23 protein-coding genes are annotated in these 25,559 nt (G+C 42.1%); 11 read left to right on the top strand and 12 right to left on the bottom strand.

Translation table 11 applies throughout. From position 1 onward, the window contains the following. The first annotated feature begins 49 nt into the window (after positions 1–49). Positions 50–802: a LytTR family DNA-binding domain-containing protein gene (locus DXC10_RS07395; RefSeq protein WP_101544223.1), complete on the top strand. Its 753-nt coding sequence runs from the start codon at positions 50–52 to the stop codon at positions 800–802. A 134-nt stretch (positions 803–936) separates the two neighbouring features. Here DXC10_RS07395 and DXC10_RS07400 read toward each other — a convergent pair whose 3' ends face one another. The 6 genes from DXC10_RS07400 to hemW form a co-directional block, all read right to left on the bottom strand. Then, positions 937–1,290 (bottom strand): hypothetical protein, encoded by a 354-nt coding sequence (locus tag DXC10_RS07400; RefSeq protein WP_101543771.1) that lies wholly within the window; start codon positions 1,288–1,290, stop codon positions 937–939. 317 nt (positions 1,291–1,607) lie between these two features. Continuing rightward, positions 1,608–2,699, bottom strand: a complete 1,092-nt coding sequence (locus DXC10_RS07405; protein ID WP_101543773.1) for a DUF4249 domain-containing protein — start codon at positions 2,697–2,699, stop codon at positions 1,608–1,610. 12 nt (positions 2,700–2,711) lie between these two features. Then, positions 2,712–5,402, bottom strand: coding sequence for a TonB-dependent receptor (locus tag DXC10_RS07410; protein WP_117737612.1), 2,691 nt, complete (start codon positions 5,400–5,402; stop codon positions 2,712–2,714). A gap of 56 nt (positions 5,403–5,458) precedes the next feature. Beyond that, positions 5,459–5,974, bottom strand: a complete 516-nt coding sequence (locus tag DXC10_RS07415; RefSeq protein ID WP_117737613.1) for a DUF4974 domain-containing protein — start codon at positions 5,972–5,974, stop codon at positions 5,459–5,461. Positions 5,975–6,058: 84 nt separating this feature from the next. After that, positions 6,059–6,607: an RNA polymerase sigma-70 factor gene (locus DXC10_RS07420; RefSeq protein ID WP_117737614.1), complete on the bottom strand. Its 549-nt coding sequence runs from the start codon at positions 6,605–6,607 to the stop codon at positions 6,059–6,061. Positions 6,608–6,643: 36 nt separating this feature from the next. Then, a complete protein-coding gene (gene hemW, locus DXC10_RS07425) occupies positions 6,644–7,777 on the bottom strand; it encodes a radical SAM family heme chaperone HemW (RefSeq protein ID WP_117737615.1) in 1,134 nt (377 codons plus the stop codon). Between the two features lie 229 nt (positions 7,778–8,006). Here hemW and DXC10_RS07430 point away from each other — a divergent pair, with 229 nt between their 5' ends. Further along, a complete protein-coding gene (locus DXC10_RS07430) occupies positions 8,007–11,102 on the top strand; it encodes a glycoside hydrolase family 2 TIM barrel-domain containing protein (RefSeq protein ID WP_117737616.1) in 3,096 nt (1,031 codons plus the stop codon). Positions 11,103–11,174: 72 nt separating this feature from the next. Here the strand turns inward: DXC10_RS07430 and DXC10_RS07435 are convergent, their stop codons facing one another. Beyond that, positions 11,175–11,804, bottom strand: coding sequence for an HU family DNA-binding protein (locus DXC10_RS07435; protein WP_101543791.1), 630 nt, complete (start codon positions 11,802–11,804; stop codon positions 11,175–11,177). Positions 11,805–12,532: 728 nt separating this feature from the next. On the opposite strand from DXC10_RS07435, the gene DXC10_RS07440 reads away from it, so the two are divergent. The 3 genes from DXC10_RS07440 (at position 12,533) to DXC10_RS07450 (ending at position 17,223) form a co-directional block, all read left to right on the top strand. Next, positions 12,533–14,689: a translation factor GTPase family protein gene (locus DXC10_RS07440; RefSeq protein ID WP_101543793.1), complete on the top strand. Its 2,157-nt coding sequence runs from the start codon at positions 12,533–12,535 to the stop codon at positions 14,687–14,689. A gap of 285 nt (positions 14,690–14,974) precedes the next feature. Next, the gene (locus DXC10_RS07445) at positions 14,975–16,516 is read left to right on the top strand and encodes a sensor histidine kinase KdpD (protein ID WP_101543795.1); all 1,542 of its coding nucleotides are present in this window, start codon (positions 14,975–14,977) and stop codon (positions 16,514–16,516) included. A gap of 5 nt (positions 16,517–16,521) precedes the next feature. Beyond that, complete coding sequence (locus DXC10_RS07450; protein ID WP_101544225.1) at positions 16,522–17,223, top strand: response regulator transcription factor; 702 nt, start codon at positions 16,522–16,524, stop codon at positions 17,221–17,223. A gap of 81 nt (positions 17,224–17,304) precedes the next feature. Here the strand turns inward: DXC10_RS07450 and DXC10_RS16400 are convergent, their stop codons facing one another. Together DXC10_RS16400 and DXC10_RS07455 are read right to left on the bottom strand one after the other, a co-directional pair. Continuing rightward, the gene (locus tag DXC10_RS16400; RefSeq protein WP_180949210.1) at positions 17,305–17,481 is read right to left on the bottom strand and encodes a hypothetical protein; all 177 of its coding nucleotides are present in this window, start codon (positions 17,479–17,481) and stop codon (positions 17,305–17,307) included. 212 nt (positions 17,482–17,693) lie between these two features. Continuing rightward, entirely contained in the window at positions 17,694–18,140 is a 447-nt protein-coding gene (locus DXC10_RS07455; protein WP_101543797.1) for a MarR family winged helix-turn-helix transcriptional regulator, read from the bottom strand. A 158-nt stretch (positions 18,141–18,298) separates the two neighbouring features. Here DXC10_RS07455 and rpsF point away from each other — a divergent pair, with 158 nt between their 5' ends. Genes rpsF through rplI form a run of 3 tightly spaced genes read left to right on the top strand, consistent with a single transcriptional unit; the run spans position 18,299 to position 19,383 of the window. Further along, on the top strand, positions 18,299–18,643 hold the full coding sequence (rpsF, locus tag DXC10_RS07460) for a 30S ribosomal protein S6 (RefSeq protein WP_101543800.1): 345 nt from the start codon (positions 18,299–18,301) through the stop codon (positions 18,641–18,643). A gap of 2 nt (positions 18,644–18,645) precedes the next feature. After that, positions 18,646–18,918, top strand: a complete 273-nt coding sequence (gene rpsR, locus DXC10_RS07465) for a 30S ribosomal protein S18 (RefSeq protein ID WP_004288442.1) — start codon at positions 18,646–18,648, stop codon at positions 18,916–18,918. 15 nt (positions 18,919–18,933) lie between these two features. Then, the gene (gene rplI / locus DXC10_RS07470; RefSeq protein ID WP_117737617.1) at positions 18,934–19,383 is read left to right on the top strand and encodes a 50S ribosomal protein L9; all 450 of its coding nucleotides are present in this window, start codon (positions 18,934–18,936) and stop codon (positions 19,381–19,383) included. Between the two features lie 177 nt (positions 19,384–19,560). Here rplI and DXC10_RS07475 read toward each other — a convergent pair whose 3' ends face one another. From DXC10_RS07475 to DXC10_RS07490, 3 genes are all read right to left on the bottom strand, one after another. Continuing rightward, complete coding sequence (locus tag DXC10_RS07475) at positions 19,561–19,806, bottom strand: RNA-binding protein (RefSeq protein WP_101543806.1); 246 nt, start codon at positions 19,804–19,806, stop codon at positions 19,561–19,563. A 331-nt stretch (positions 19,807–20,137) separates the two neighbouring features. Further along, entirely contained in the window at positions 20,138–20,347 is a 210-nt protein-coding gene (locus tag DXC10_RS07480; RefSeq protein ID WP_101543809.1) for a hypothetical protein, read from the bottom strand. Between the two features lie 157 nt (positions 20,348–20,504). Then, entirely contained in the window at positions 20,505–22,178 is a 1,674-nt protein-coding gene (locus DXC10_RS07490; protein WP_101543812.1) for a long-chain fatty acid--CoA ligase, read from the bottom strand. An 83-nt stretch (positions 22,179–22,261) separates the two neighbouring features. Here DXC10_RS07490 and mtaB point away from each other — a divergent pair, with 83 nt between their 5' ends. The 3 genes from mtaB to DXC10_RS07505 are packed head-to-tail and all read left to right on the top strand — an operon-like array spanning position 22,262 to position 25,516. After that, a complete protein-coding gene (gene mtaB, locus DXC10_RS07495; protein ID WP_117737675.1) occupies positions 22,262–23,578 on the top strand; it encodes a tRNA (N(6)-L-threonylcarbamoyladenosine(37)-C(2))-methylthiotransferase MtaB in 1,317 nt (438 codons plus the stop codon). A gap of 29 nt (positions 23,579–23,607) precedes the next feature. Continuing rightward, positions 23,608–24,507, top strand: coding sequence for a lysophospholipid acyltransferase family protein (locus DXC10_RS07500; protein ID WP_117737618.1), 900 nt, complete (start codon positions 23,608–23,610; stop codon positions 24,505–24,507). Next, on the top strand, positions 24,500–25,516 hold the full coding sequence (locus tag DXC10_RS07505) for a glycosyltransferase family 2 protein (RefSeq protein ID WP_117737619.1): 1,017 nt from the start codon (positions 24,500–24,502) through the stop codon (positions 25,514–25,516). The genes DXC10_RS07500 and DXC10_RS07505 overlap by 8 nt, the downstream gene beginning before the upstream one ends. The last annotated feature ends 43 nt before the right edge of the window (positions 25,517–25,559 follow it).

The raw sequence follows: 25,559 nt of genomic DNA on the forward strand, positions 1-25,559 counted from the left end.
TTGCATATAAGCGATATAATCTTTATATTCGCCAAGGAAAATGGGTGATATGGATAAATACAAGGTTGCTATAGTGGATGATGATGAGGTGTCTCTCGAGAATTTAAGTTTCGAGTTGAGAAAAGATAACCGCTTTTCTGTGTCGGGAACTGCACGGAACGGCAAGCAGGGGAAGAAGCTCATAACTAAGGTGCAACCTGATTTGCTGTTCCTGGATGTGGAGATGCCTGATATGACAGGATTGGAACTCTTACAGGAAATGCGCGACAGTATTGCTTGGAATATGCGGGTTGTATTTTATACGGCTTATGATAAATATATGATTCAAGCTATTCGGGAAGCTGCATTCGATTATTTGTTGAAGCCTTTTGAGGAACTGGATTTAAGGGAAATTCTTGCACGTTTCGTGAAACAGGTTGAGACAGGACAGAAAAAGTCTTTATCTACCGGAATATCGGTTCAAGCCGGACAGACTTTTATCGTATTTACACCGACCAACGATATGCGTGCACTTCGACCGGCTGAGATTGGTTTCTTTCGTTATTGCTCCGACCGTAAACAATGGGAAGTGATTTTGAATAATCAGCCACCGTTGACATTGCGTCGGGGAATGACGGCAGAACAAATCGTTCAGTATTCATCCGGATTTGTACAGATACATCAATCCTACATTATTAATATTGATTATCTGATGCTTATTAAGGATAATAATTGTGTCCTGTATCCTCCTTTCGATAAAGTAACGGAATTAATTGTTTCTAAAAAATATAAGAAAAAATTGCAAGATCGTTTTTGCTTGTGAAAGTAGAAGCATAACTGGTTAGGGAGTTAACATCGTATGGTTACGGTGTTGACATAAAGGAAAGGCGTTGAACTCATTGTTCAACGCCTTTTATTTTGTAATTAAACGTATTTGCACGTTATCAGTGGCGGATGTTATTCCACCCGGATACCTTTATTCAGCAATGTAATGTTCAAAACTTTAGCATAATCAGCATATTGCTTTTCATTCAAAGTTTTTTTCATTAATTTCAAATTACCATATATCGCGTTGCGAAGCAACTTCTCCTGATTTTTTTTTGAATTTGTGGCACGAGACATCTGTTCGCTGAAATATTCACATATATTAGCCACTTCTTTGTGTTGGTCATCAGACAAATTCAAATATTTACTCAACTTTGATACGTTGATGTTACCTTCCCATTTTGCAGTTGTAGGCTGATTTCCTGCTGCGAATGTTGTAACAGTCAGGCAGACTGCTGCTACTAATGTTAATCCTAATCTTTTCATAATACCTACTTTTTTAATTGTTATACCTAAAAACTAATCTAAACTAATACCTATTGAAAACAGCTCTAAGCGCTTAGCTTTTTCTTTTTACCTATGCAAATATAGAAATGTGTTTTATAGCATAAAAATGAATGAAGAAGAAAATGCATATGATACCTTCATTTTTTGATGTATGTCAATTATATGATGTGAAAATGTTTGTTTTATAGTTGGTTTTGTGATAAAAAATCAGTGTTCTTGGGGTTAAGTATTATTTAGTGATATTATGATATAGTGTATGTGTGTCAAAAAGTAAATGTGAAGTATGAGGGGGTGCATTACTCTGTGTAGCGATGGTATATTGCTGTTTCCGGAAACTGAATTGTCGTTGTACTCTCTGAGCAAATACCCACGAATCCTAATCCGCCTTTTACATTGGAGGGGATACTGATGGGTTCCATTAATATATCATCATAATCATCGGAATTCAGACAATTCAGAGCTTTCAGATAACGATATTCGGCTTCGGTAATACTAAGTATTTGTATGGAAATACTCCCTGTACGGTATATTTGATTAAAGATTTCATCCGGAAGGATATTTTCATAACGCTGGGTATAGACCTTTAGTGTAACATTAGAATTACTGAAACGGTTATCAGTGAAAATATTGTATTTGTTTTTGATATTCGGAAAGAGCTCATTGTTTTCATCATCGCTATTAGTGGGATGTCCGTCGGTTAAAATCACATCATCCCGGTTGATAAGATCCGTATATTGTTTGGTGATGATAACGTCCGGGAAAGTATCGTTGATAGGTTGACATCGGAAACTAAAGTCATTTACAATATTCAGCCGATAATAGTTCTTTTCATTGGAACGGTCTTTTAAAGTTACTTTGAATTGTCGATAAGGTTTCAGGCCATTATATTCTTTGACATAAGCAAGACAAGTGTCTACCTGTATTTTATCTACGGGCTGAGGTACAGTAACTTCTGCTGAAACATGATACTTCCCATTTTCAGCAGTACTTTCCAGGCGAACATTGTCACCGGGATGTAAAATAGTGGTCAGGCGGAATACTTTAAATTTAATACTTTGGAGTATTTGTTCTTTCATTTCCTCAGGATAGTTGTTTTCCAGTCCACCGATTGATTCTGACGGTGATAAAGCTTCCGGTGTTTCTTTCAGTTGTCCGTTTACGTAAAGAGAAAGAGTACCTTCACTCACGCGTCCCACGCCGGTACCTTCACTCAGGTGCAGATAGACCAAATTATCCGTTCGTCCGGCATTTATTAAAGCATTCATAATCAGTTGAGGCTCTTTCTGTGCCGTATCGTAGGGAATTTCATTTTCACAAGCGGATAATAGGAGAAGAAATGTTATATATATAATAAGGTGTAGGCTGGGTTTCATCATTCTTGTTTTCATGTTTTATATCTTTTAAAATCTGTAAGTATAGGTAAAGGACGGGATACAAGGCAGTAACGTCATTTTCTTTATGACGGTTTTTCTTTTATTTTCCTGACCGGTAATAAACATTCCGTTGTTATTATTGCCATAATAGAAATTGCCATTGTCGCGTTTGGTATAGACCAGGTTTGGATTCATAGCATTGTAAACATTATAAATGCTGATATTCCACGTTCGCATACCGTGTTTTGTTTTTTTGTTGAAGTTTACTCCGAAATTCAGTCGATGGCTTGCCGGCAGGCGATAGTTGTTTCGGGAAGAAATGTAAGAAGTTTCTTCCATACTACCGTCCGGTTTGATAATGACTGTTTCCCGTTCGGGTATGGTGATCGTTCCACCTGTATAAAATATCCAAGAGGCTCCTATGTCTATGCGGTTACTGAATTTATGGTTGACGCAAAGGCTGATATTATGGCGGCGGTCGTACTTATAAGGAAAACGTTTACCATTGTTGATCGTACCGTTTTCAAACTGGCGGTCGCTTTTGGCAAGCGTATAAGCCATCCATCCGGTAGTACGACCTGCCGTCTTTTGAATCATGAACTCCAAACCGAAAGAACGGCCTTTACCCACTTCTACTTTTTCTTCCCAGTGGGTGGAAGTTCCGAAAAAACTAGTACCGTCCTGATATTCCAGTACGTTACGCATCTGTTTATAATAACCCTCCAGTGAAAATTCCCATCCGGGGATACCTTCATAATATCCGCCGATGGAATATTGGTTAGAGTACATGGGACGGATATTTTTTGTGATAGGTACCCATAAGTCTGTTGGCATAGAGAGAGGAGTAGACGAAAGCAGGTGTACATATTGTGCCATACACGAGTAAGCGGCTTTGATGGAATATCCCTGTCCCATACGGTAACGGGCTGAAAAACGCGGTTGGGCTGATAAATAGTTCTTGCCCTGTGTATGAAACAACGACAAGCGTATTCCGGTATTCAGGCTGAGGTTACTGCCGATGTCAAAGTTATCTTCCGCATAGAAAGAAACTTCGTGCCCGCGAAGTCTGTTGTTGGGATTGCTGCTATATACTGTATCTTGCTCTATTTTATTTTGTCCGGTTTCTCTGATTTTTGATGTAGTAGTTTCGGGGCTAAAGGTATGGTAGAGATATTCGGCACCAAACTTAATATGATGCTGTGGGAGTGGGGTATAGTCAAAATCCATACGAAAACTCCAGTCGCGGATACCGGAACGGTAATCTGCTCCGTATTGATAAGAATAGTAATTTTGACTGTTTTGGAAACGCCATTCTTCTGCCTCGCTTCTTAAGTTCATTTGATAGCTGTTATAGGCCACAGATGTATTACTGAAAAGTTTATTGTTGAATACATAGTTCCAGCGTCCGGATACTACAGTATTGCCCCAGTTCAATTGGTTTTTGTCACTATAGCTACTTCCAGAATAATATTCAGGTTGTTGTGTGTTGTAACTGTAATTCTCTTTGAATTTAAAATGAAAGTGATCTTTGCCTTTGTAGAAGTTCAGGAATATACGACTTCGGTCATTGAACTTATGATTTACTTTGGCATTGATGTCATAAAAGTAATAGTTATAAAATTCGGTATCGTCACCATCTTTATTCTTAATAAGGTTATTCAAGAAAGCGGTGTGGGTAGCGCGTGCACTAATACTGAAAGAAGTGCGGTTTTTGATGATAGGCCCCTCAAAATGTAACTTATCAGTCAGTGTACCAATACTCAATGTACCGTGATACCGGTTCATATCTCCATCATTGGTACGTACATCCACAATGGATGAAAGTCGTCCGCCGTACCGTGCCGGAAAGGAACTTTTGAATAGCGTGACTTTTTTCACGGCTTCGGGTGTAAAGATAGAGAATACTCCTAAGAAATGGTCGGCATTGTATACCGGAATACCATCCAGTAATATAAGGTTCTGGTCAGATCCTCCGCCACGTACATACAATCCGGAAAATCCCTCCATGCCTGCCTGTACACCGGGCATCAGTTGTACTGTCTTTAGCAGATCTGCTTCACCCAAGATGGCGGGTGTGTGTTTGACTTGTGCCATCGGAATTTCGTGTGCTCCCATGGCAGTGCTTTGGATACCCACTTCTTGTTTGTCTGAAAGTACCACCACTTCTGCCAGCTGGTTATTACTGTTCAGGCTGACGTTGAGTAAAGTGTCTTTTTTCAGTTCAAAACGGCTGTTCCGAGTTTCATAACCCAGATAAGAAAACGTCAATTCAGTTTCACCCTCCGGTAAAGTAAGCGTATAGAAACCGAAAGGATTGGTGGCAGTTCCCGTGGAACGACGACTCTCAAGGATATTGGCACCAATCAGCGTCTCCGAAGACGCCCCGTCTGTTACGTATCCGCTGATAGTGAACTTACGGCTAACGGGTTTCTGCGGCAGAGGCCGTTTATAGAGCAGGATATGCTTTCCGGAAATTTCAAACTTGATAGGTTCGTTTTCAAAGGCACATTGCAATATTTCGCTGATGGTTTGTTTTTCCACCTTCATATTAATGCGGTGGGATAGTTTGACTTCCTCTCCATAGACAAAAGAGAAGCTTGTGGCGTTTTCCAGCTGTTTTATCAGACTTTCCAAAGTCGCGTTGCGTATGTTCAGGCTTAAACGGACTTCTTTATTTTGTCCGTGAACGGATGTGATGTTTAAGAGAACCACGCACATCAGTAGTAAGACTCTGATGTGGTGGCATGAATAGAAAAAAGATTGATTCATTGTGTTTAGTTAGGTTTAGTAATGATAATAGTATTGTTTGTCTCTGTATAGTCAAAGTTGCCTGCGGCTCCTTTCAGTAAATCGAGGATTTCGGTCAGTTCTTCGTCGGTGTCGAAAGTACCCGTCATGCGATAGTTACATAGGTCGTCGTCATTAATGATAATCTCTTTGTGGAAGATTTCAGATAATTGACGCACAATTTCCTGTAAAGGTTGCTGTTGAAAATAAATAATTCCTTTACGATGTTCGGGTTTTGCCGGATTGGCCTGTTGTTTTATCGGTTCGGGTTTTGCCGGTTCAGGGTTCAGGGCGTGGTAGGCTGCCCAACTTGCCAGACACAGCAATACTACTGCTGCGCTACTCGTCATCCGCAACCAGAATATTCTTCTCTTTTTGCGGGCAAGTATTTTCGTCTCCAATAAATTCCAGCTGCTTTCTGCCGAAAAATGTCCACGGGGTGAGCGAGTAGAGGTAACCAACTTGTTTAATACCTTGTCAAAGTCCTTGTTACTTATCTTCATTTTATAGGTTTTTTGTTTTTCATAAGTAAAGACAGGCACTTTGGAAAAACTCCCTACTCAAAATTGCATTTTTTTTCATCTATATCACTCCGCATTCAGCAGCATCTCCTTCAGTCGTGTGATAGCTTTTTGCAGTTGTGCATCTACCGTTTTTGTACTGATACTCAGTTCTTCCGCAACTTGAGCATAACTTTGTTTTTCCTCCCGTATGCGGATAAATACCTCCCTGCAACGTTCCGGCAATCGGTCGAGGGCTTTGACATAACGTGCGAAAAGTTCTTCACTGATAAGGGTGTCTTCCGGTGAGTCTGCCTGTACGGCAGGTTCGGGCAATTGGTCGGCGGATACAGTGGCATGCCGGGTTTCCTTTTCCAGATAGTTCAGGGATGCATTCTTTACGAGGATAAAGCAATAATCTTCAATATTACGTACTTCCGTCAGCGTGTTACGCTGTTCCCAAAGTCGTATAAAGACATCCAGAACAATCTCCTGTGCCCATTCTTCATGTTTCACGTAGTAGAAAGCAATACGGAACAACCGGTCGTATGTCAGGTCATAGAACTCCCGGAAGGCTCGCTGCGAGTCTTCATCCTTCATTTGACGGAGGTATCGTCTGACTTCTTGTTCGGTCATGTCATGCTATATTATCTCGTTTCTTTATAAACAGTCTTATTCTTCGATGAACATCAGGTCGCTTATAATACCGTCCGAAATAAAAATCCCTTCACGCGTCAGGCAAAGATGATTATCTTGTATTTTCAGTTTCCCGCTTTCCAGATAAGGAGTTGCCATATCCATGCAGTATTTCCACATCTCTGTGCCGAACTCCATTTCTATATATTTCAAAGATATCCCCCATAGGGTACGGATGCAAGTCATGATACACTCATTGTAGCAAGTCGTCTTGTCCCGGTATTCCGTTTCAAACTTCCGCCGGTCTGTTTCTATACCCTGCATATATTCTTCCAAAGACGCCACATTCCACTCACGGGTATGAGTGTTGAATGAGTGTGCCGCCGGACCGCAACCCAGATAAGGAATACCTTTCCAATAAGAAGTGTTATGACGGGAATATTTGCCCGGTCGGCAGAAGTTGGATATCTCATAATGCTCATATCCGGCAGCGTCAAGAGTATCTATCAGGACAGAAAAAAAGCGTACACTGCTTTCTTCATCCACTTCCCGGATACGGTGGGCTTGCAGTAATTCATAGATACGTGTCCCTTCCTCATACGTCAGATGATAGGCGGAAATATGCTCCACATTGAGACTGACCGCTTGCTTCAAGTCACGTTCCCAACGTTCATCCGTTTCGCCCGGCAATCCGTAGATGAGGTCGATACTGATATTTTCAAATCCGGCACGGCGGCAACGGTCTACGGCTTCAATGGCTTGCATGGCGTTATGGCGGCGGTTCAGTAATTTCAAAGTTACATCATCGAAGGTTTGTATTCCCATACTGATACGGTTGAAGGGGAGACGGTGTAACCGGGTTACATATTCTTCTGTCAAGTCATCCGGGTTGGCCTCGAGAGTAATTTCCTTGCAATGTTCCATGCCGTAAACCTCTTCGATAGTAGCAAACACCTGCCGGAAGTCCTCTTCATCGAGTTGTGAAGGTGTACCGCCCCCGAAGTAAATGGTTTCGATAGTTGCTCCTTCCAGATAATCCTTGCGTATTCTCAACTCCCGGCACAAAGCACGGATATAGCGCTCTTTCAGGTCGCTACGGGTAGTGGAGTAGAAATCACAATAGATGCAACGTGTTTTGCAGAAAGGGATATGGATATAGATACCTGCCATAAGCTTAGATTGATTGGGGGGCAAATATACAATTATTTTTTCCCTTGAGTTGAATGTTGGCTTGTCTTTGCTCGTATTTTACATAAAAACGAGTCTATATGCAAGTAGTGAACAGATGTGCACCCATTTTTGAACTATAATTCACCTTAGTCTTTTTTATTCCTTCTATCTTTGTGGGCGGTGTAATGATTGTACACCTTGACTAATTTAAACTTATATTATAGATATCATGAAAAAACATCTCATTACCGGACTGTTTGCGGCAATGGCTCTGACTGTGAATGCCCAGTCCTTCAGCGAATGGATTGATCCGGAAGTCAATGCCGTAAACCGTGCTCCGATGCATACCAATTATTTTGCCTATGAATCTACTGGTGCTGCTGATAAAGGAGTAAAAGAACAATCGTCCAACTTCATGACCTTGAACGGTACTTGGAAATTCAATTGGGTGAAAGATGCCGATGCACGTCCCGTCGACTTCTGGAAAGTTGGATTTAACGATAAAGGTTGGACTGATTTTCCTGTTCCCGGCGTTTGGGAACTGAACGGTTTCGGCGATCCTATCTATGTGAATGTGGGGTATGCCTGGCGGAGTCAATATAAAAATAACCCGCCTCAGGTACCTGTTGTAAACAATCATGTCGGCTCCTATCGCCGTGAAATCACAGTACCGGCCAACTGGAAAGGTAAAGATATCATTGCACACTTCGGTTCGGTTACCTCTAATATGTACCTGTGGGTAAACGGTAAGTACGTAGGTTATAGTGAAGACAGTAAGCTGGAAGCTGAATTTGACCTTACTCCTTACTTGAAGCCGGGGCAAAAGAATTTGGTCGCTTTTCAGGTATTCCGTTGGTGTGACGGTACTTATCTGGAGGACCAGGACTTCTTTCGCTATAGCGGGGTAGGACGTGACTGTTATCTGTATGCCCGTGATAAGAAACGTATTCAGGATATCCGTGTCACTCCCGATTTGGATACAGACTATAAAAATGGCTCGTTGAGTGTGAAGTTGGATTTGAAAGGCAGTGGTAATGTCAAGCTTGAATTATTGGATGCTACCGGTAAACAAGTAGCCACTGAAATCGCCAAAGGTAGCGGTACGCTCCTGATGAATGTGGAAAATCCACAAAAGTGGACAGCCGAGACTCCTTACCTCTATACTTTACGTGCCACATTGCAGGGGGGGAATGAAGTAATTCCCGTCAAGGTAGGTTTCCGCAAGATAGAACTGAAGAACTCTCAGATATTGGTAAACGGCCAACCGGTACTCTTTAAGGGGGCCGATCGCCATGAGATGGATCCTGACGGTGGTTACGTCGTTTCTCCCGAACGTATGATTCAGGATATCCAGATTATGAAGCAATTCAATCTGAACGCGGTGCGCACTTGCCACTATCCCGATGATAACCTCTGGTATGACCTCTGCGATCGTTATGGTATCTATGTCGTAGCCGAAGCAAATGTCGAGTCTCACGGAATGGGTTATGGTGAAGAAACCCTTGCCAAACGTGCGGATTATCGGAAAGCTCATCTGGAACGTAACCAACGTAATGTACAACGTGGTTTCAATCATCCCAGTATCATCTTCTGGTCATTAGGTAACGAAGCAGGATATGGTTCTAACTTTGAGGCTGCCTATGATTGGGTGAAATCGGAAGACCCGAGCCGTGCGGTGCAATACGAACGGGCTGGAAAGAATGGCAAGACCGATATCTTTTGCCCGATGTACTATACTTATGATGCTTGCCGGAAGTATTGTGAAGATGATTCCATGACTAAGCCCCTGATACAATGCGAATATGCCCATGCCATGGGTAACTCTCAAGGTGGTTTCAAAGAGTATTGGGACCTGATCCGCAAGTATCCTAAATATCAGGGAGGATTTATTTGGGACTTTGTAGACCAGTCCGTGCGCTGGACCGGTAAAAATGGCAAGATGATTTATGCCTATGGCGGCGACTTCAACCGTTTTGACGCCAGTGATATTAACTTCTGTAACAACGGACTTATCAGTCCCGACCGTGTACCCAATCCGCACATGTATGAGGTCGGCTACTACTATCAGAATATCTGGACTACTCCTGCTGATATCCGGAATGGAGAAATCAACGTTTTCAATGAGAACTTTTTCCGTGACCTTTCTGCCTATTATATGGAATGGGAAGTGTTGAAAGGTGGAAAGGCCGTCCGTAGCGGTCGCGTGGATAATTTGAATGTGGCTCCTCAACAAACTGTTAAGCTCAAACTGGACTTAGGTAAGACCTGCCAATGTACCGAGTGGTTGCTCAACGTTTCCTATAAACTGAAGAACCGCGAAGGTTTGCTTCCCGCCGGTCATGTTGTAGCTAAAGACCAGTTGACGTTGAACTCCTATAAGACACCTTCCATGGATTTGCCGAATTGCGAACTGAGCAATCTCGAGGTCATTGCGCCCGTTGTGCAAGAGAATGACGCGAACTATCTGATTGTTTCCGGTGACGTGTTCCGTGTGGAGTTCAACAAGCATAGCGGTTATCTGACTAAATACGAAGTAGCCGGGTTGGATATGATAAAAGACGGTTCTGCCTTGATCCCCAACTTCTGGCGTGCTCCTACCGATAATGATTTCGGTGCCAATCTGCAACGTAAGTATGTAGCCTGGAAGAACCCCGAAATCAAACTGGTCTCATTCGATCAACGTACCGAGAACAAGCAAGTCATCGTAGAAGCGGCATACGAAATGCCCGGAGTTTCTGCCAAGCTGAACTTGACTTATATTGTCAATAATGTCGGTGCCATCAAAGTTACCCAGAAGCTGACGGCTGATAAGAATGCCAAGGTATCCAATATGTTCCGTTTCGGTTTGCAGATGCCGATGCCCCGTAGCTTTGAGACAATCGAGTACTATGGCCGTGGTCCGGTAGAGAATTATATCGATCGTAACCATTGCACTGATCTTGGTATTTATCGTCAGAGTGTATCCGAGCAGTTCTATTCGTATATCCGTCCGCAAGAAAACGGGACAAAGACTGACATTCGTTGGTGGAAGATGTTGAACCAGGCCGGTAATGGTATCGAAATTATTGCCGCCGCTCCTTTCTCCGCTTCGGCTTTGCACTATACGATTGAGTCTTTGGACGAAGGTTGGAGCAAGCAGCAAGGTCATTCGCCCGAAGTGGAAGAAGCCGATTTGACAAATCTCTGCATAGACAAAGTACAAGCCGGTTTAGGTTGTGAGAATAGTTGGGGACGTATTGCCCGCCCCGAATATCAACTTCCTTACGGAGATTATGAGTTTACATTTATCTTGAAACCGGTGCGGCACAGTATAGAGATAGAGTAAAGTCCACTCTGATAAACTGGAAGTGTCATTTTTCTTCCCCGTTCCCTTGAAGAGAGGGAACGGGTTTTTTGTTTATTCCTCCTTACTGATATATACTTTGTGTGTACCTCGTCCGGATCTGCCGATACCACTGTCCGGTAATTCGGCCCATTGCCGCAGTTCCAGTGAAGCCGCAGTCTTCCTCAGCCCGGTAATTTCGCTGTAGTCGCCGACCGTCATATACGGATGTTTCGCCAAATAATTTTTAGCCCGCTCCAGCCTTTGTCCGGGCGTATAGTGTTGGGATGAACGGTGGAATTTATGTTGCGAACGTTCCAGGTCACAATTCCGGTTTGTTTCTTCCAGTAGAGTTTTGTCGGGGCGAAATTTGATGTCTCCCACGACGATACTCCGTGCGTTTCGTCTGGTTCCTTTTTCCTCGCCTGTTTCCCGCTCTTTACCGTCACGCAGGCAAAGAGAAGCAACGAAGGTTCCTATCTGTTCCAGTTTTACTGATCTTCCTTCACCCATCTGGTATGCCATTTCATCAGCTACCTCGCCCAGCAATCCCAGTATTTCACCCTTGCTGAAGGTCGATTTCTGGGCTATTTTCTTTGCAATGTCTTCCGTTGTAATCTGTCCGCGTTGAACCAGGCGCGGATAAAGCACGCGTTTTCCTTCTTTGTTTGGCAGGTTCATCTCCTGCATTTCATATTCGGCCATATATAATATAGTGTATGTTCTGTATAAAGACAAAACTTTTTTCTTATACAAGACAAACTTCTGTCTTTACTGTTCTAAATTTCTGTTTGATTAATGAAAATCTTTATTCTTAACTTGCGAATATAAGTTCTCAGCCTAAGAATTTATATTTGCAAGTTAAGAATATAAATTCACAATCTAAAATTATAACTTATTATTTATAAAAACAAATTTTCTTGACTATAAAAAGTACTTTTCTTATATACATTGAACAATTTTTATATTAACGGGCAATTTGAAGGGTATATATACTGAATGAAAGCCATATCTATTTGCAAGTAGTACAAACAATTGTATGAATTTTGTATTTCCTTAAAATGGGAATTGTTACCGAAATGGGTCTTGCCAATTTGGGTAGGGCAGATATCAGGACGGTGTGCTTCGAGTGTAGTTTGAATGAGGTATTCTTTTTTACACCTTATTATATTATATAGGTAATATATGAATGGGAGTTTAGGGGGGGACACTCCTAAACTCCCATTTGATTATCATGTTTCCCTTATAGGGAAAAGAGGGAAACTGGTTGATTGTTTGTGTAGTGTCCGTTACTTTTGATTGATGTGTTGAATAACATTGTTTAGTAACACGGCTGATTAATTGCTTTTCTTTTGATTAATTTCTAATTTGCGGCTCACAAAAATAATGGCATACGGAAGCATGCTGAGTATTCACTTTAAATCTTATATATCATGAAAGTATATCAGACGAATGAAATTAAGAATATTGCCCTTCTTGGCAATGATGGCTCGGGTAAAACCACTCTCACGGAAGCGCTGCTCTTTGAGAGTGGTATTATAAAACGTCGCGGCAGGATTACTGCCAAGAACACGGTCAGCGATTACTTTCCGGTGGAGCAGGAATATGGTTATTCTGTGTTTTCCACCGTTTATCATGTGGAGTGGAACGGTAAGAAGCTGAATATCATTGACTGTCCGGGAAGTGATGACTTTGTGGGAGCTGCAATGACTGCGCTCAACGTAACCGATACGGCTATTCTATTGCTGAATGGGCAATATGGCCCGGAGGTAGGTACTCAAAATCATTTCCGCTATACAGAGAAGTTGGGTAAACCGGTTATTTTCCTGGTGAACCAGCTCGACAACGAGAAGTGCGACTATGATATGGTGTTGGAACAACTAACGTCTATCTATGGTTCAAAGGTGGTGCCGGTGCAATATCCGTTGGCTACCGGACCGAACTTCAATTCTCTGATTGATGTACTTCTGATGAAAAAATATTCGTGGGGACCCGAAGGCGGTGCACCCACCATTGAAGATATTCCCGCTGAAGAAATGGAGAAAGCCACCGAAATGCATAAGGCGTTGGTGGAAGCTGCCGCCGAACATGATGAGGGTTTGATGGAGAAATTCTTTGAACAAGATTCTCTGACTGAAGATGAAATGCGCGAGGGTATCCGTAAGGGGTTGGCAAGCCGTGGTATGTTTCCGGTATTCTGTGTTTGTGCAGGTAAGGACATGGGCGTGCGCCGTTTGATGGAATTCTTGGGTAATGTGGTTCCGTTTGTAGACGAAATGCCTCCTGTACATAATACACGTGGTGAAGTGGTGAAACCGGATCCGAATGGCCCGACTTCCCTGTATTTTTTCAAAACGGCTGTAGAACCGCATATTGGTGACGTGCAGTATTTCAAGGTGATGAGCGGCAAGGTGCACGAAGGTGACGACTTTACGAATGCCGACCGTGGTTCCAAAGAACGTATCGCCCAGATTTATGCTTGTGCCGGTGCCAACCGTATTAAGGTAGAAGAAATGTTGGCGGGTGATATCGGTTGTACCGTGAAGTTGAAAGATGTACATACCGGTAATACCTTGAATGGAAAGGGTACTGAGAACCGTTTCAACTTCATCAAATATCCGAATTCTAAATATTCACGTGCCATTAAACCGGTGAATGAAGCCGATACGGAAAAGATGATGGCCATCTTGAACCGTATGCGTGAAGAGGATCCGACTTGGGTTATCGACCAGTCCAAAGAGTTGCGGCAAACGATTGTTCACGGTCAGGGTGAGTTTCATTTACGTACGTTGAAATGGCGTTTGGAAAATAATGAAAAGCTACAAATTAAGTTTGAGGAACCGAGAATACCGTATCGTGAGACCATTACAAAGGCTGCACGTGCAGATTATCGTCATAAAAAGCAATCGGGTGGTGCCGGTCAGTTCGGTGAAGTCCATTTGATTGTAGAACCGTATTATGAAGGAATGCCGATGCCGGAAACGTATAAGTTCAACGGTCAGGAATTTAAGATGAACGTGAAAGGTACTGAAGAAGTTTCATTGGAGTGGGGTGGCAAGTTGGTATTTGTCAATAGTATCGTAGGTGGTTCTATCGACGCACGCTTCATGCCGGCTATTTTGAAAGGTATTATGTCTCGTATGGAGCAAGGTCCGTTGACCGGTTCGTATGCGCGTGATGTACGTGTTATCGTATACGACGGTAAGATGCACCCGGTAGATTCCAATGAAATTTCCTTCATGTTGGCAGGGCGTAATGCGTTTAGTGAAGCATTTAAGAATGCCGGACCGAAGATTTTGGAACCGATTTATGATGTAGAGGTATTTGTACCTTCTGATAAGATGGGTGACGTGATGGGTGATTTGCAGGGACGCCGCGCCATGATTATGGGTATGAGCAGTGAGGCCGGTTATGAAAAACTGGTTGCTAAAGTACCTTTGAAGGAAATGTCTTCTTACTCTACCGCTTTGAGTTCATTGACCGGTGGACGTGCTTCGTTTATAATGAAGTTTGCCAGCTATGAACTTGTGCCAAGTGACGTACAAGACAAGCTGATTAAGGAATTTGAGGCTAAACAGACAGAAGAATAAGTCTTTCTGTTAATAACTATTAGGAAGAAGCACAGCGGTTGAGTAGTTGAGAGACAACTACCCGGCTGCTTGCTTCTTTTTTTTATTAACACTGATTAGGAATATCAGGAAATGTGAATGTTAATGTTTAATTTTTTATTAAATTTGCAAACCAAAGGTGTCTTTTTTTGTTATAATGTTCATAATGCAACTTAAAAAAACACCTACGGTTAATTAACGAGAATAGCCGGTTAAATCAGGTTAATTTGTTAGGAGTGTTAATTAGGGAGTGTTAATTTTGTGACTATGAAAAAGTCGACAATATGGATTTTGGGTGTCGTGATGGGTCTTTCTTTCCTCAGTCTGTTGTATTTGCAAGTCAGTTATATAGAGGAAATGGTGAAGATGCGGAACGAACAGTTTGATGAGGCCGTGAAGCGTGCCTTAATGGCTGCTTCAAAGGATGTAGAGTCTGCGGAGGTTGACCGTTGGTTAAGGGAAGATATCTCCGAGGCAGAGAAAAAGGCGTGGGAACAGAGTTCGCAAGGACAAGGAGCTATACAGACGCAGCGGTTTACGGTAACTTCACCGGATGGTTCTTTATATTCGGCTATCGAGTTGAAGACATTTACCAATAAACCTTCGGAATTGCCCCGGGCGATGATTTCACGTAAGCATGGTACAAAGACTATACCTCAGACTTCACGCTCGATGATAGATGCTATTAAAAACCGCTATCTGTATCAACGGGCTTTATTGGATGAGGTAGCGTGGCAGATGGTTTATAATGCCAGTGACAGACCGATAGAGGAACGGGTTAATTTTAAAAACCTTGACCAGTATCTTGGATCGGGACTGATTGATAACGGTGTTGACTTGAAGTATCATTTCAAGGTGATAGACCGGAACGGAAGAGAAGTGTATCGCTGTTCTGATTATAGTGATGAAGGAAGCGAAAGTTCTTATTCTCAACCTCTATTCCTGAATGACCCTCCGGCACGCATGAGTATCGTCAAAATACATTTCCCGGGTAAAAGGGACTATATCTTCGATTCGGTCAGTTTTATGATACCTTCGATGATATTTACCTTTGTCCTGTTGATAACGTTCATTTTCACGATTTATATTGTGTTCCGTCAGAAGAAACTGACGGAGATGAAAAATGACTTCATCAACAATATGACGCATGAGTTCAAGACGCCGATATCAACCATTTCGTTAGCGGCGCAGATGTTGAAAGACCCGGCAGTGGGTAAGTCGCCGGCAATGTTCCAGCATATATCGGGTGTCATTAATGATGAAACGAAGCGGTTGAGGTTTCAGGTAGAAAAAGTACTTCAGATGTCAATGTTCGACCGGCAGAAGGCTACATTGAAGATGAAGGAGCTGGATGCCAATGAATTGATTACCGGGGTTATCAATACGTTTGCTCTGAAAGTGGAGCGTTATAACGGAAAGATAGAGTCGGACTTGAAAGCGACAGACCCGATTATCTTTGCAGACGAAATGCACATTACAAATGTGATTTTCAATCTCATGGATAATGCGGTGAAGTATAAAAGGCCGGATGTTGATTTGCAGTTGATGGTAAAGACTTGGAATGAATCGGGTAAGTTGATGATTTCCGTGCAAGACAACGGTATAGGTGTTAAGAAAGAAAATTTGAAAAAAATATTTGATAAGTTCTACCGCGTGCATACAGGTAATCTGCACGATGTTAAAGGTTTCGGGCTTGGGTTGGCTTATGTGAGAAAGATTATTCAGGATCATAAGGGAACCATCCGGGCGGAAAGCGAACTGAATGTGGGAACTAAATTTATAATTGCATTACCTTTATTAAAAAATTGATTGATATGGATGAGAAACTGCGTATTTTATTATGCGAAGATGACGAAAATCTTGGCATGCTTTTAAGAGAATATTTACAGGCAAAAGGTTATGCTGCTGAGTTGTTCCCTGATGGAGAAGCCGGCTACAAAGCTTTCCTGAAGAATAAATACGACTTGTGCGTGTTTGACGTAATGATGCCTAAGAAGGATGGTTTTACGTTGGCGCAGGAAGTTCGTGCAGCTAACGCTGAAATTCCTATTATCTTCTTGACTGCTAAAACTTTGAAGGAAGATATTCTGGAAGGTTTCAAAATCGGTGCGGATGATTATATCACCAAACCGTTCAGTATGGAAGAACTGACTTTCAGAATTGAAGCTATTTTGAGACGTGTTCGCGGCAAGAAGAACAAAGAAAGTAATATTTATAAGATTGGTAAGTTTACGTTTGATACTCAGAAGCAGATATTGTCTACTTCCGAAAAGCAGACAAAGTTGACTACCAAAGAATCTGAATTGCTGGGTTTGCTTTGTGCACATGCCAATGAAATTCTGCAACGTGACTTTGCACTGAAAACAATCTGGATTGATGATAACTATTTCAATGCCCGTAGTATGGACGTGTATATCACTAAATTACGTAAACATCTGAAGGAAGACGATTCTATCGAAATCATCAACATTCACGGTAAAGGGTATAAATTGATTACTCCGGAAGCTGAGGCTTGATAAAGCAGGTTTTCTGTGAGGAACTAAAATAAAAAAGACGGTTGCATTGCAACCGTCTTTTTTATTTTCTTCTTTTTGATATCAATCAGCAATTCTCTTGTTGATGGCAATGTAAGAAATCAATCCTACAACAACCAAAACAGCTGAAGTGCCCAAGATGGTATTGTTGTTAACATTACCTGTGAAAGAACATGCAACCAAAATTACAGCTCCTACCAAGATCAATATCAATCCCAGATTTTTTAATAAGCCTTTCATGTGTGTGTATTTTAATTAGATTATTATTTTCTTGTATTCTTGTCACAAAGAAAAGCATAATTCTTTAACAAGCGAAATTATTTTTGCAAAAAAACTATATTTTAATGAAGAATGAAGAATAAGGAGTGAAAAATAGTATATTGGAGTTCATTTATACCATGGAAACTACTTGTACTGTTAATCATTTATCATTAATTGTTTATCACTGGATATTAGTCTTTGGTATTGAAAAATATCTTCCTCAATACTTCCTGACTCACGCTGAGTTCTTCGATGGTGATATCGTGTAAAGCTTCTTTTAAAGTTTGATTAGCAATGACGCGTGCACGTTCTTCCAATTCTTTTCCATCTTTGGTGAGGTGGATAAGATTGGTGCGGCGATCTTTCTTGTCAGAAATACGTACGACCAGATGCTGACGTTCCATATTGTCAATAAGGCGAGTCATGCTGGGCTTATCTTTGAAAGTTGCATTACACAACTCTTGTTGTGTCACTCCATCTTTTTCCCATAAGAAAATGAGGACAGTCCATTGTTCTGGTGTGATTTCTAGACCATTTTGCCGAAAGTTACGGGATAACTTACGGTTAATTGCAGCGGATACTTTACCATTTAGTATGGCAAAAATCAATCGAATATCAAAATTGAATTGCTCTATCATGAAATTATTGTTTAAACAACTTTGCAAAGGTAAGCTACTTCTGTGATAAATCCTACCTCTGGGCATAAAAAAACATTAAATGTTTGTAGTTCAAAATAAAATCCCTACCTTTGCACCGCATTTTTTAAACGAATAATTTATTTTTTAATTAAACGAGTATGAATCAATACGAAACCGTTTTCATTTTAACTCCCGTTTTATCTGATGTTCAGATGAAGGAAGCGGTAGAGAAATTCAAAGGCATCCTTACTGCTGAAGGTGCTGAGATTGTAAATGAAGAAAACTGGGGACTGAAGAAGCTGGCATATCCTATCCAGAAGAAGTCGACCGGTTTCTATCAGCTGATTGAGTTCAATGCAGATCCTACTGTCATTGAAAAGTTGGAAGTTAACTTCCGTCGTGATGAGCGCGTTATCCGTTTTTTGACTTTCAAGCAGGATAAATACGCTGCAGAATATGCTGCAAAAAGAAGAAGTGTTAAATCAACTAAAAAGGAGGATTAATCATGGCACAACAAGTTCAATCAGAAATCAGATATTTAACTCCGCCCTCAGTAGATGTTAAGAAGAAAAAATACTGCCGTTTCAAAAAGAGTGGTATTAAGTACATTGACTATAAAGATCCTGAATTCTTGAAGAAATTCTTGAATGAGCAAGGTAAAATCCTTCCGCGTCGTATCACCGGTACTTCTTTGAAGTTCCAGCGTCGTGTGGCTCAAGCTGTGAAGAGAGCACGCCACTTGGCATTGTTGCCCTATGTAACTGACATGATGAAATAATAGGAGGAGGAAAGTATGGAAATTATATTGAAAGAAGACATCGTAAACTTGGGTTATAAGAACGACATTGTAACAGTAAAGTCTGGTTACGGTCGTAACTACCTCATCCCGACTGGTAAAGCTGTCATCGCTTCACCGGCTGCAAAGAAAATGTTGGCTGAAGAGCTGAAACAACGCGCTCACAAGCTGGAAAAAATTAGAAAAGATGCTGAAGAACTGGCTGCCAAGCTGGGAGGTGTATCATTGAAGATTGCTACTAAAGTTAGTTCCACTGGTACTATTTTCGGTTCTGTAAGTAATATCCAGATTGCTGAAGAGTTGGCTAAATTGGGTCATAACATCGATCGTAAGATTATTGTTGTTAAAGACGCAGTGAAAGAAGTAGGTAACTATAAGGCTATTGTTAAGTTGCACAAGGAGGTTTCTGTAGAAATTCCTTTTGAAGTAGTTGCTGAAGAAGTATAAAAAACTTTATAATATATAAGAAAGCCCGGTTTTATGGAACCGGGCTTTTTTTGTATGGGGGATTTTTTTTAGAAGCTCTCATGAAGAAGGTGTTAAAAATGTGTAGAGATATCAATAAAAAAAGGACATATCCGTTGGGATATGTCCTTTACCTTATTGTCGGTCAGTGAGTTCTTTTTAGCTTCTTGGTAATGCTTCTTTCACTACCATTTGACGACCTACATATTCTGCTCCGTTCAATTTGTTGATTGCTTGTTGAGCTTCAGATGCTTCAGGCATGTCTACGAAGGCAAAACCTTTTGATCTATTTGTATTGCGGTCCATAATCAGTTTTACTGATTCTACTGTTCCATACTCTTCCATTACTTGTCTCAAATCTGATTCCCTAACGTTGTAGCTAAGGTTTCCAATGTACATATTCATAAAATACAAAAATAAAAAATTAATAATTCAATAAAGGGGGATCTTAGGAAGTCGTAGTCAGAAATGAAAATTCTCAATGTGGTTAATCGAGTAGAAACATAATGAAAAGCAGATCGTAATAAACCTCTTATTGTTTTGTTGATACAAAGGAACGACTTTTATTTGGTATTACTACTATACTTCTCTATTTATCTACATATAATACTCTTTTTTGTGAAATAAGACCAAGACTTAACAATTGAGGAATGAAAAAGAGGAGAAAAAGCATAAAAAAAGTCTGTCCGTGCTTATACACGTCAGACTTTCAATTCTCTCTAGTGTTGTACTGAAATTATTCAGCTACAACGGCTGCGCTATCTACTGCTACAGTATCAGCTGCTGCTGCGGCTGCTGCTTCAGCTGCTGCTGCTTCTACAGCTGCGATTGAATCAGCGATACGGATAGAATCTGCAGCTGCTTGTTCTGCGTTAGCTGCTTTGTTGCCACAAGATGCGAAAGATACTGCTACGATAGCTACTGCCATCAAAACTAATTTTTTCATTTTCTTTACTTTTAAAACGTAATACAATCAATTGCTTTATTAAAACGTTGCAAAGGTATGTACTTTTTAAATACGTTGTTCTCTAAACCCCAACTTTTTTTATATTTTTTTTGGAGCTCAGGCTGTTTCTATAGCATTTGGCATGTTTAATAACATATTAATCTTCTGCTATACTATTATATAAGTATCTTTTAATGCTTTTCTTAGGTGTTTTCTCAAATTCAGTGGGGTAGAGTTGAATTTGGCTCACTTTTTCGTAAGCGGCAACACTATTATTCAGGTTCTTCAGGTTTTCGTCCATAATGGTTTTTAAATTTTCCGGCTGGTTCAATCCCAGCGAATCCAGAGATTCGTAATCAGCATAGACCAGAGCGACTAGTCTTTTGTTGCGTTCAATCACCAGACTTTCCAGAATGAAAGGCATATTATTGAGGCGCGCTTCGATTTCTTCGGGGAAGATGTTTTGACCGCTTGAACTGAGGATCATGGTCTTACTGCGTCCACGGATGAACAGATTATTATTTTCATCCAATGTACCCAAGTCACCGGTCCGTAGCCAGCCATCTTCGGTAAACACTTCTTTGGTAGCTTCCGGGTTTTTGTAATAACCGGCCATAACGTTTTCACCACGTACCTGGATTTCTCCGAGAAGAGCTTCCGGATTTTCTTTATAGATACGTGCTTCCATGATGTCGAGCACACGTCCTGAAGAAGTCGGTACAAACTCATTCCACGGTGCATAACTGATGAGTGGCGCACATTCTGTCATTCCGTAGCCGATGGTGAAAGGAAACTTAATACGATGAAAAAATTCTTCCACTTCTGGGTTCATGGCAGCACCGCCAATGATTACCTCCTTGAAACGCCCACCCAAAGCATCTACCAGTTTTTTGCGGATTTGTCCGTAAATCTGTCCGTCGAGTAACGGAATGCTGAGTGCCCATTTCATAGGTTTCTTATTAATGATAGGCTGAATAACATTTTTGTATATCTTTTCAATGACAAGAGGTACAGTAATAATCAGGTTAGGTTTTACTTCCTCAAAAGCTTTCATCAAGATTTTGGGAGAAGGGACTTTTCCTAAAAGAGTGACGTGCGTACCTACGGCAGTTGCGGTCAGGAAATCGAATGCGCAGCCGTATGCATGAGCCAACGGAAGGAATGACAGTACTTTGTCTCCTTTCTCCAGCAAGTGTGTACGTATTCCGAAGGTGACGTTACCCGCGAGGTTGTTTCCTGTAAGCATGACGCCTTTACTGAAACCTGTGGTACCGGAGGTATAATTCAGCAACATAATCTTGTCATTCGACAAGTCGGTATATACAACATCTTCCCGGTGAAATCCTTTGGGGTAAGTTTCTTGCATTTCATTATCCAGATGCTTAAGGAAACGCTGGATCGTTTCACCGTCACGCTGATATAAACAGCGGAAATCGGTCAGCGAGAAAACTCCCCGCAGTCCTGTCAGCCGTTCTTCTTCCAAATGTTCCCAGATGGCGTCGCTGGTGAAGAGGAAAGTCGACTCGGAGTGGTTCACGATGTGATGAACATCGTTCGGGTTAAAGTCTTGCAGGATAGGAACTACGATACCTCCGTATGTAATCGTTGCCATATAAGCAATGCACCAACGGGCATTGTTCTTGCCGATGATGGAAATCTTATCCCCCCGGCGAAGGCTGCAATGCTTGAACAACAAGTGCAATTTGGCAATTTCCTGTGCCACTTGCCCGTAGGTATAACTCTCATCTTCCCCATAATCAGTGTAGCAGGGAAGGTCCCAATTCTCACGGAAACTATGCTCATATAGTTTGATAAAGTTCTCTTGTATCATTGCACAAATATTAGTTGAGTGTGCAAAAGTAGGAAAAATAGATTAATAATGTATATATTTGCACCTGAAATGTGAAGATGCTCATGATAGATACCAATATATTTCAAGATAAGACAGCGGTTTATTATACGTTGGGTTGCAAATTGAACTTTTCCGAAACCTCTACTATCGGTAAGATTTTGCGGGAAGCCGGGGTACGTACAGCACGTAAGGGAGAAAAGGCTGATATTTGTGTGGTGAACACCTGTTCGGTGACGGAAGTGGCGGATAAGAAGTGCCGCCAAGCCATTCATCGGCTGGTGAAGCAGCATCCGGATGCTTTCGTGGTGGTGACAGGCTGCTATGCCCAGTTGAAGCCCGATACGGTAGCAAAGATAGAAGGAGTGGACGTAGTGCTTGGTGCCGAGCAGAAAAAAGATCTGCTTCAATATCTCGGTAATCTCCGGAAACATGAAAACGGGGAAGCCTACACTTCGGCCCTGAAAGATATCCGTTCGTTTGCTCCTTCCTGTTCGCGCGGCGATCGTACCCGTTTTTTCTTGAAGGTGCAAGACGGATGCGATTATTATTGTTCTTATTGTACAATCCCCTTTGCCCGTGGCCGAAGCCGTAACGGCAGCATTGCTTCTATGGTAGAGCAAGCCCGCCAGGCTGCAGCGGAAGGTGGAAAAGAGATCGTGCTGACCGGTGTCAATATCGGTGATTTCGGGAAAACGACCGGAGAGTCCTTTTTCGATTTGGTGAAAGCTTTGGACGAAGTAGAAGGTATCGAGCGCTATCGCATCTCCTCCATCGAACCGAATTTGCTGACGGATGAGATTATAGAATATGTAGCCCGCTCCAGGCGTTTTATGCCTCACTTCCATATTCCGTTGCAGTCCGGTAGCGACGAAGTGCTACAACTGATGCGCCGTCGATATGATACGAAATTATTCGCGTCGAAAGTGAAGAAGGTGAAGGAAGTGATGCCCGATGCATTTATAGGCGTGGACGTCATTGTAGGCACGCGCGGTGAAACGGACGAATATTTTGAGCAGGCTTACGAGTTTATCAAGGGGCTGGATGTGACGCAACTCCATGTATTCAGTTATTCCGAACGTCCCGGTACACAAGCTCTGAAAATAGATCATGTCGTTTCTCCCGAAGACAAGCACCGTCGCAGCCAGCGATTGTTGCAATTATCGGAAGAGAAGACGCATGCTTTCTATGCCCGTCACATCGGGCAGACCATGTCTGTCTTGCTTGAACGTTCCAAGCCCGGAACTCCGATGCATGGCTTCACTTCGAACTATATCCGGGTGGAAGTGCCCCATGATGATGCGTTGGATAATCAGGTAATATCCGTACGTCTGGGTGATTTTAATGAAGACGGTACCGCCCTCTCAGGAGTGATAGAATAATTTATAACTGGTAATTAGTAATTGATAAAGTGAAATCGAAAGTAATCTATTGGCTGACTTATGCAGGTATGTGGCTTTTGGCGCTACTGCCTTTCAGTATGCTTTATGCTCTTTCAGATGGATTTTACTTCCTGATGCGATATATAATCCGTTATCGCAAGCGGGTGATACGTACAAACTTGAGGAACTCTTTTCCTGAGAAAACGGATGCTGAGTTGCTTAATATAGAACGTCGCTTCTACCACTATATATGCGACTACATGTTGGAGGAAGTCAAAATGCTGCGTATGTCTTTCGATGAATTACACCGCAGGATGAACTACAAGAATACGGAAGCCTACCTTTCCATGATAGACAGGTATGGAGGCATTGTAGTGATGATTCCCCATTATGCCAACTTTGAATGGTTGATAGGAATGGGAGCCATCATGAAGCCGGAGGATATTGCCGGACAAGTATACAAACCCCTGCATAATAAGTATATGGATGAAATGTTCAAACTGATCCGCTCTCGTTTTGGCGGTTATAACATTCCGAAACATTCTACGGCTCGTGAAGTGATAAAGTTGCGGCGTGAAAATAAGCGAATGGCGTTGGGGTTGATAACAGACCAGTCTCCCATCCCCAATGAAGCCCATCATTGGACTATCTTCCTCAATCAAGACACCGTTTTCATGGATGGTGCCGAGCGTATTGCCAAGATGATGAACTTTCCCGTGTTTTATGCCGAATTGCGCAAGACGGGCAGGGGATATTGCGAGGTTTCTTTCGATTTATTGACCGAAACTCCCAAACAGACTGCTGACGGGGAGATTACCGAACTTTTTGCCCGTCGTCTGGAGCAAACTATTCACAGAGACCCTCCTTATTGGTTCTGGTCGCATAAGCGCTGGAAACTGAAACGTGAAGATGTGATGCAGCATGGATAAGATAGCTGTAGTCATATTAAACTGGAATGGTTGTGAAATGCTTCGTTCGTTTCTCCCTTCCGTTATTCGTTGTTCTGAAACGGATGGCGCAGTGGTATACGTGGCAGATAACGGCTCTACCGATACATCTGTTGAGACGCTCCGCAAAGAGTTCCCCACCGTACACCTTATTATATTAGAAGAAAACCGGGGATTTGCCGACGGATATAACCTTGCCTTGCAACAAGTGTCTGCCGAATACGTGGTTTTGCTGAATTCCGATGTGGAAGTAACCGAACATTGGCTTACTCCTCTTGCGGCCTATATGGATGTCCATCCCGAAGTTGCCGCCTGCCAACCCAAGATACGCAGCTGGCGGCGGAAGGAATTTCTTGAATATGCCGGTGCCGCCGGAGGATTTATCGACCGCTATGGCTACCCCTTTTGCCGTGGGCGGATTATGGGTGAAGTAGAGGTGGATAAAGGACAGTATGATACTGTTATTCCGGTGTTTTGGGCTACAGGTGCGGCATTGTTTATCCGGTTGAAAGACTATTGGGATGCCGGAGGACTGGATGGGCGCTTCTTTGCCCACATGGAGGAGATTGATTTATGCTGGCGCCTTCGTGCCCGAGGACGTTTATTGGTCTGCATTCCACAGAGTGTGGTGTACCATGTAGGTGGTGCCACCCTTAAAAAAGAAAATCCGCAGAAAACGTTCCTCAATTTCCGCAATAACCTTGTAATGCTTTATAAAAATCTGCCTCAAACGGAACTGGCTTCCGTGATGCGTGTACGTGCTGTACTCGATTATGTTGCCGCACTCAGTTTCGTCTTGAAAGGGCAGATATCCAATGCCTTGGCTGTATTTCGTGCCCGGCATGCCTATCACTCTCTCCGTTCTTCGTTTACAGCGGCTCGTGAGGAAAATCTCAAAAAAACTAGTCTGTCTGTTATTCCCGAACGGATAAAAAACAGTATCTTGGCGCAGTTTTATTTACATGGGAAGAAATTCTTTTCTCAATTATAAGAACTGTTATTCTTTCCGGATTGTTTACTCTTAAAAGCTGTGA

The organism is Bacteroides sp. OM08-11 (assembly GCF_003438665.1).
Lineage (GTDB): Bacteria > Bacteroidota > Bacteroidia > Bacteroidales > Bacteroidaceae > Bacteroides > Bacteroides cutis.

Coding starts and splice junctions, on each gene's coding strand:
- DXC10_RS07395 (WP_101544223.1), top strand. CDS start 50: ATGGATAAATACAAGGTTGCTATAGTGGATGATGATGAGGTGTCTCTC.
- DXC10_RS07400 (WP_101543771.1), bottom strand. CDS start 1,290: ATGAAAAGATTAGGATTAACATTAGTAGCAGCAGTCTGCCTGACTGTT.
- DXC10_RS07405 (WP_101543773.1), bottom strand. CDS start 2,699: ATGAAAACAAGAATGATGAAACCCAGCCTACACCTTATTATATATATA.
- DXC10_RS07410 (WP_117737612.1), bottom strand. CDS start 5,402: ATGTGCGTGGTTCTCTTAAACATCACATCCGTTCACGGACAAAATAAA.
- DXC10_RS07415 (WP_117737613.1), bottom strand. CDS start 5,974: ATGAAGATAAGTAACAAGGACTTTGACAAGGTATTAAACAAGTTGGTT.
- DXC10_RS07420 (WP_117737614.1), bottom strand. CDS start 6,607: ATGACCGAACAAGAAGTCAGACGATACCTCCGTCAAATGAAGGATGAA.
- hemW (WP_117737615.1), bottom strand. CDS start 7,777: ATGGCAGGTATCTATATCCATATCCCTTTCTGCAAAACACGTTGCATC.
- DXC10_RS07430 (WP_117737616.1), top strand. CDS start 8,007: ATGAAAAAACATCTCATTACCGGACTGTTTGCGGCAATGGCTCTGACT.
- DXC10_RS07435 (WP_101543791.1), bottom strand. CDS start 11,804: ATGGCCGAATATGAAATGCAGGAGATGAACCTGCCAAACAAAGAAGGA.
- DXC10_RS07440 (WP_101543793.1), top strand. CDS start 12,533: ATGAAAGTATATCAGACGAATGAAATTAAGAATATTGCCCTTCTTGGC.
- DXC10_RS07445 (WP_101543795.1), top strand. CDS start 14,975: ATGAAAAAGTCGACAATATGGATTTTGGGTGTCGTGATGGGTCTTTCT.
- DXC10_RS07450 (WP_101544225.1), top strand. CDS start 16,522: ATGGATGAGAAACTGCGTATTTTATTATGCGAAGATGACGAAAATCTT.
- DXC10_RS16400 (WP_180949210.1), bottom strand. CDS start 17,481: ATGAAAGGCTTATTAAAAAATCTGGGATTGATATTGATCTTGGTAGGA.
- DXC10_RS07455 (WP_101543797.1), bottom strand. CDS start 18,140: ATGATAGAGCAATTCAATTTTGATATTCGATTGATTTTTGCCATACTA.
- rpsF (WP_101543800.1), top strand. CDS start 18,299: ATGAATCAATACGAAACCGTTTTCATTTTAACTCCCGTTTTATCTGAT.
- rpsR (WP_004288442.1), top strand. CDS start 18,646: ATGGCACAACAAGTTCAATCAGAAATCAGATATTTAACTCCGCCCTCA.
- rplI (WP_117737617.1), top strand. CDS start 18,934: ATGGAAATTATATTGAAAGAAGACATCGTAAACTTGGGTTATAAGAAC.
- DXC10_RS07475 (WP_101543806.1), bottom strand. CDS start 19,806: ATGAATATGTACATTGGAAACCTTAGCTACAACGTTAGGGAATCAGAT.
- DXC10_RS07480 (WP_101543809.1), bottom strand. CDS start 20,347: ATGAAAAAATTAGTTTTGATGGCAGTAGCTATCGTAGCAGTATCTTTC.
- DXC10_RS07490 (WP_101543812.1), bottom strand. CDS start 22,178: ATGATACAAGAGAACTTTATCAAACTATATGAGCATAGTTTCCGTGAG.
- mtaB (WP_117737675.1), top strand. CDS start 22,262: ATGATAGATACCAATATATTTCAAGATAAGACAGCGGTTTATTATACG.
- DXC10_RS07505 (WP_117737619.1), top strand. CDS start 24,500: ATGGATAAGATAGCTGTAGTCATATTAAACTGGAATGGTTGTGAAATG.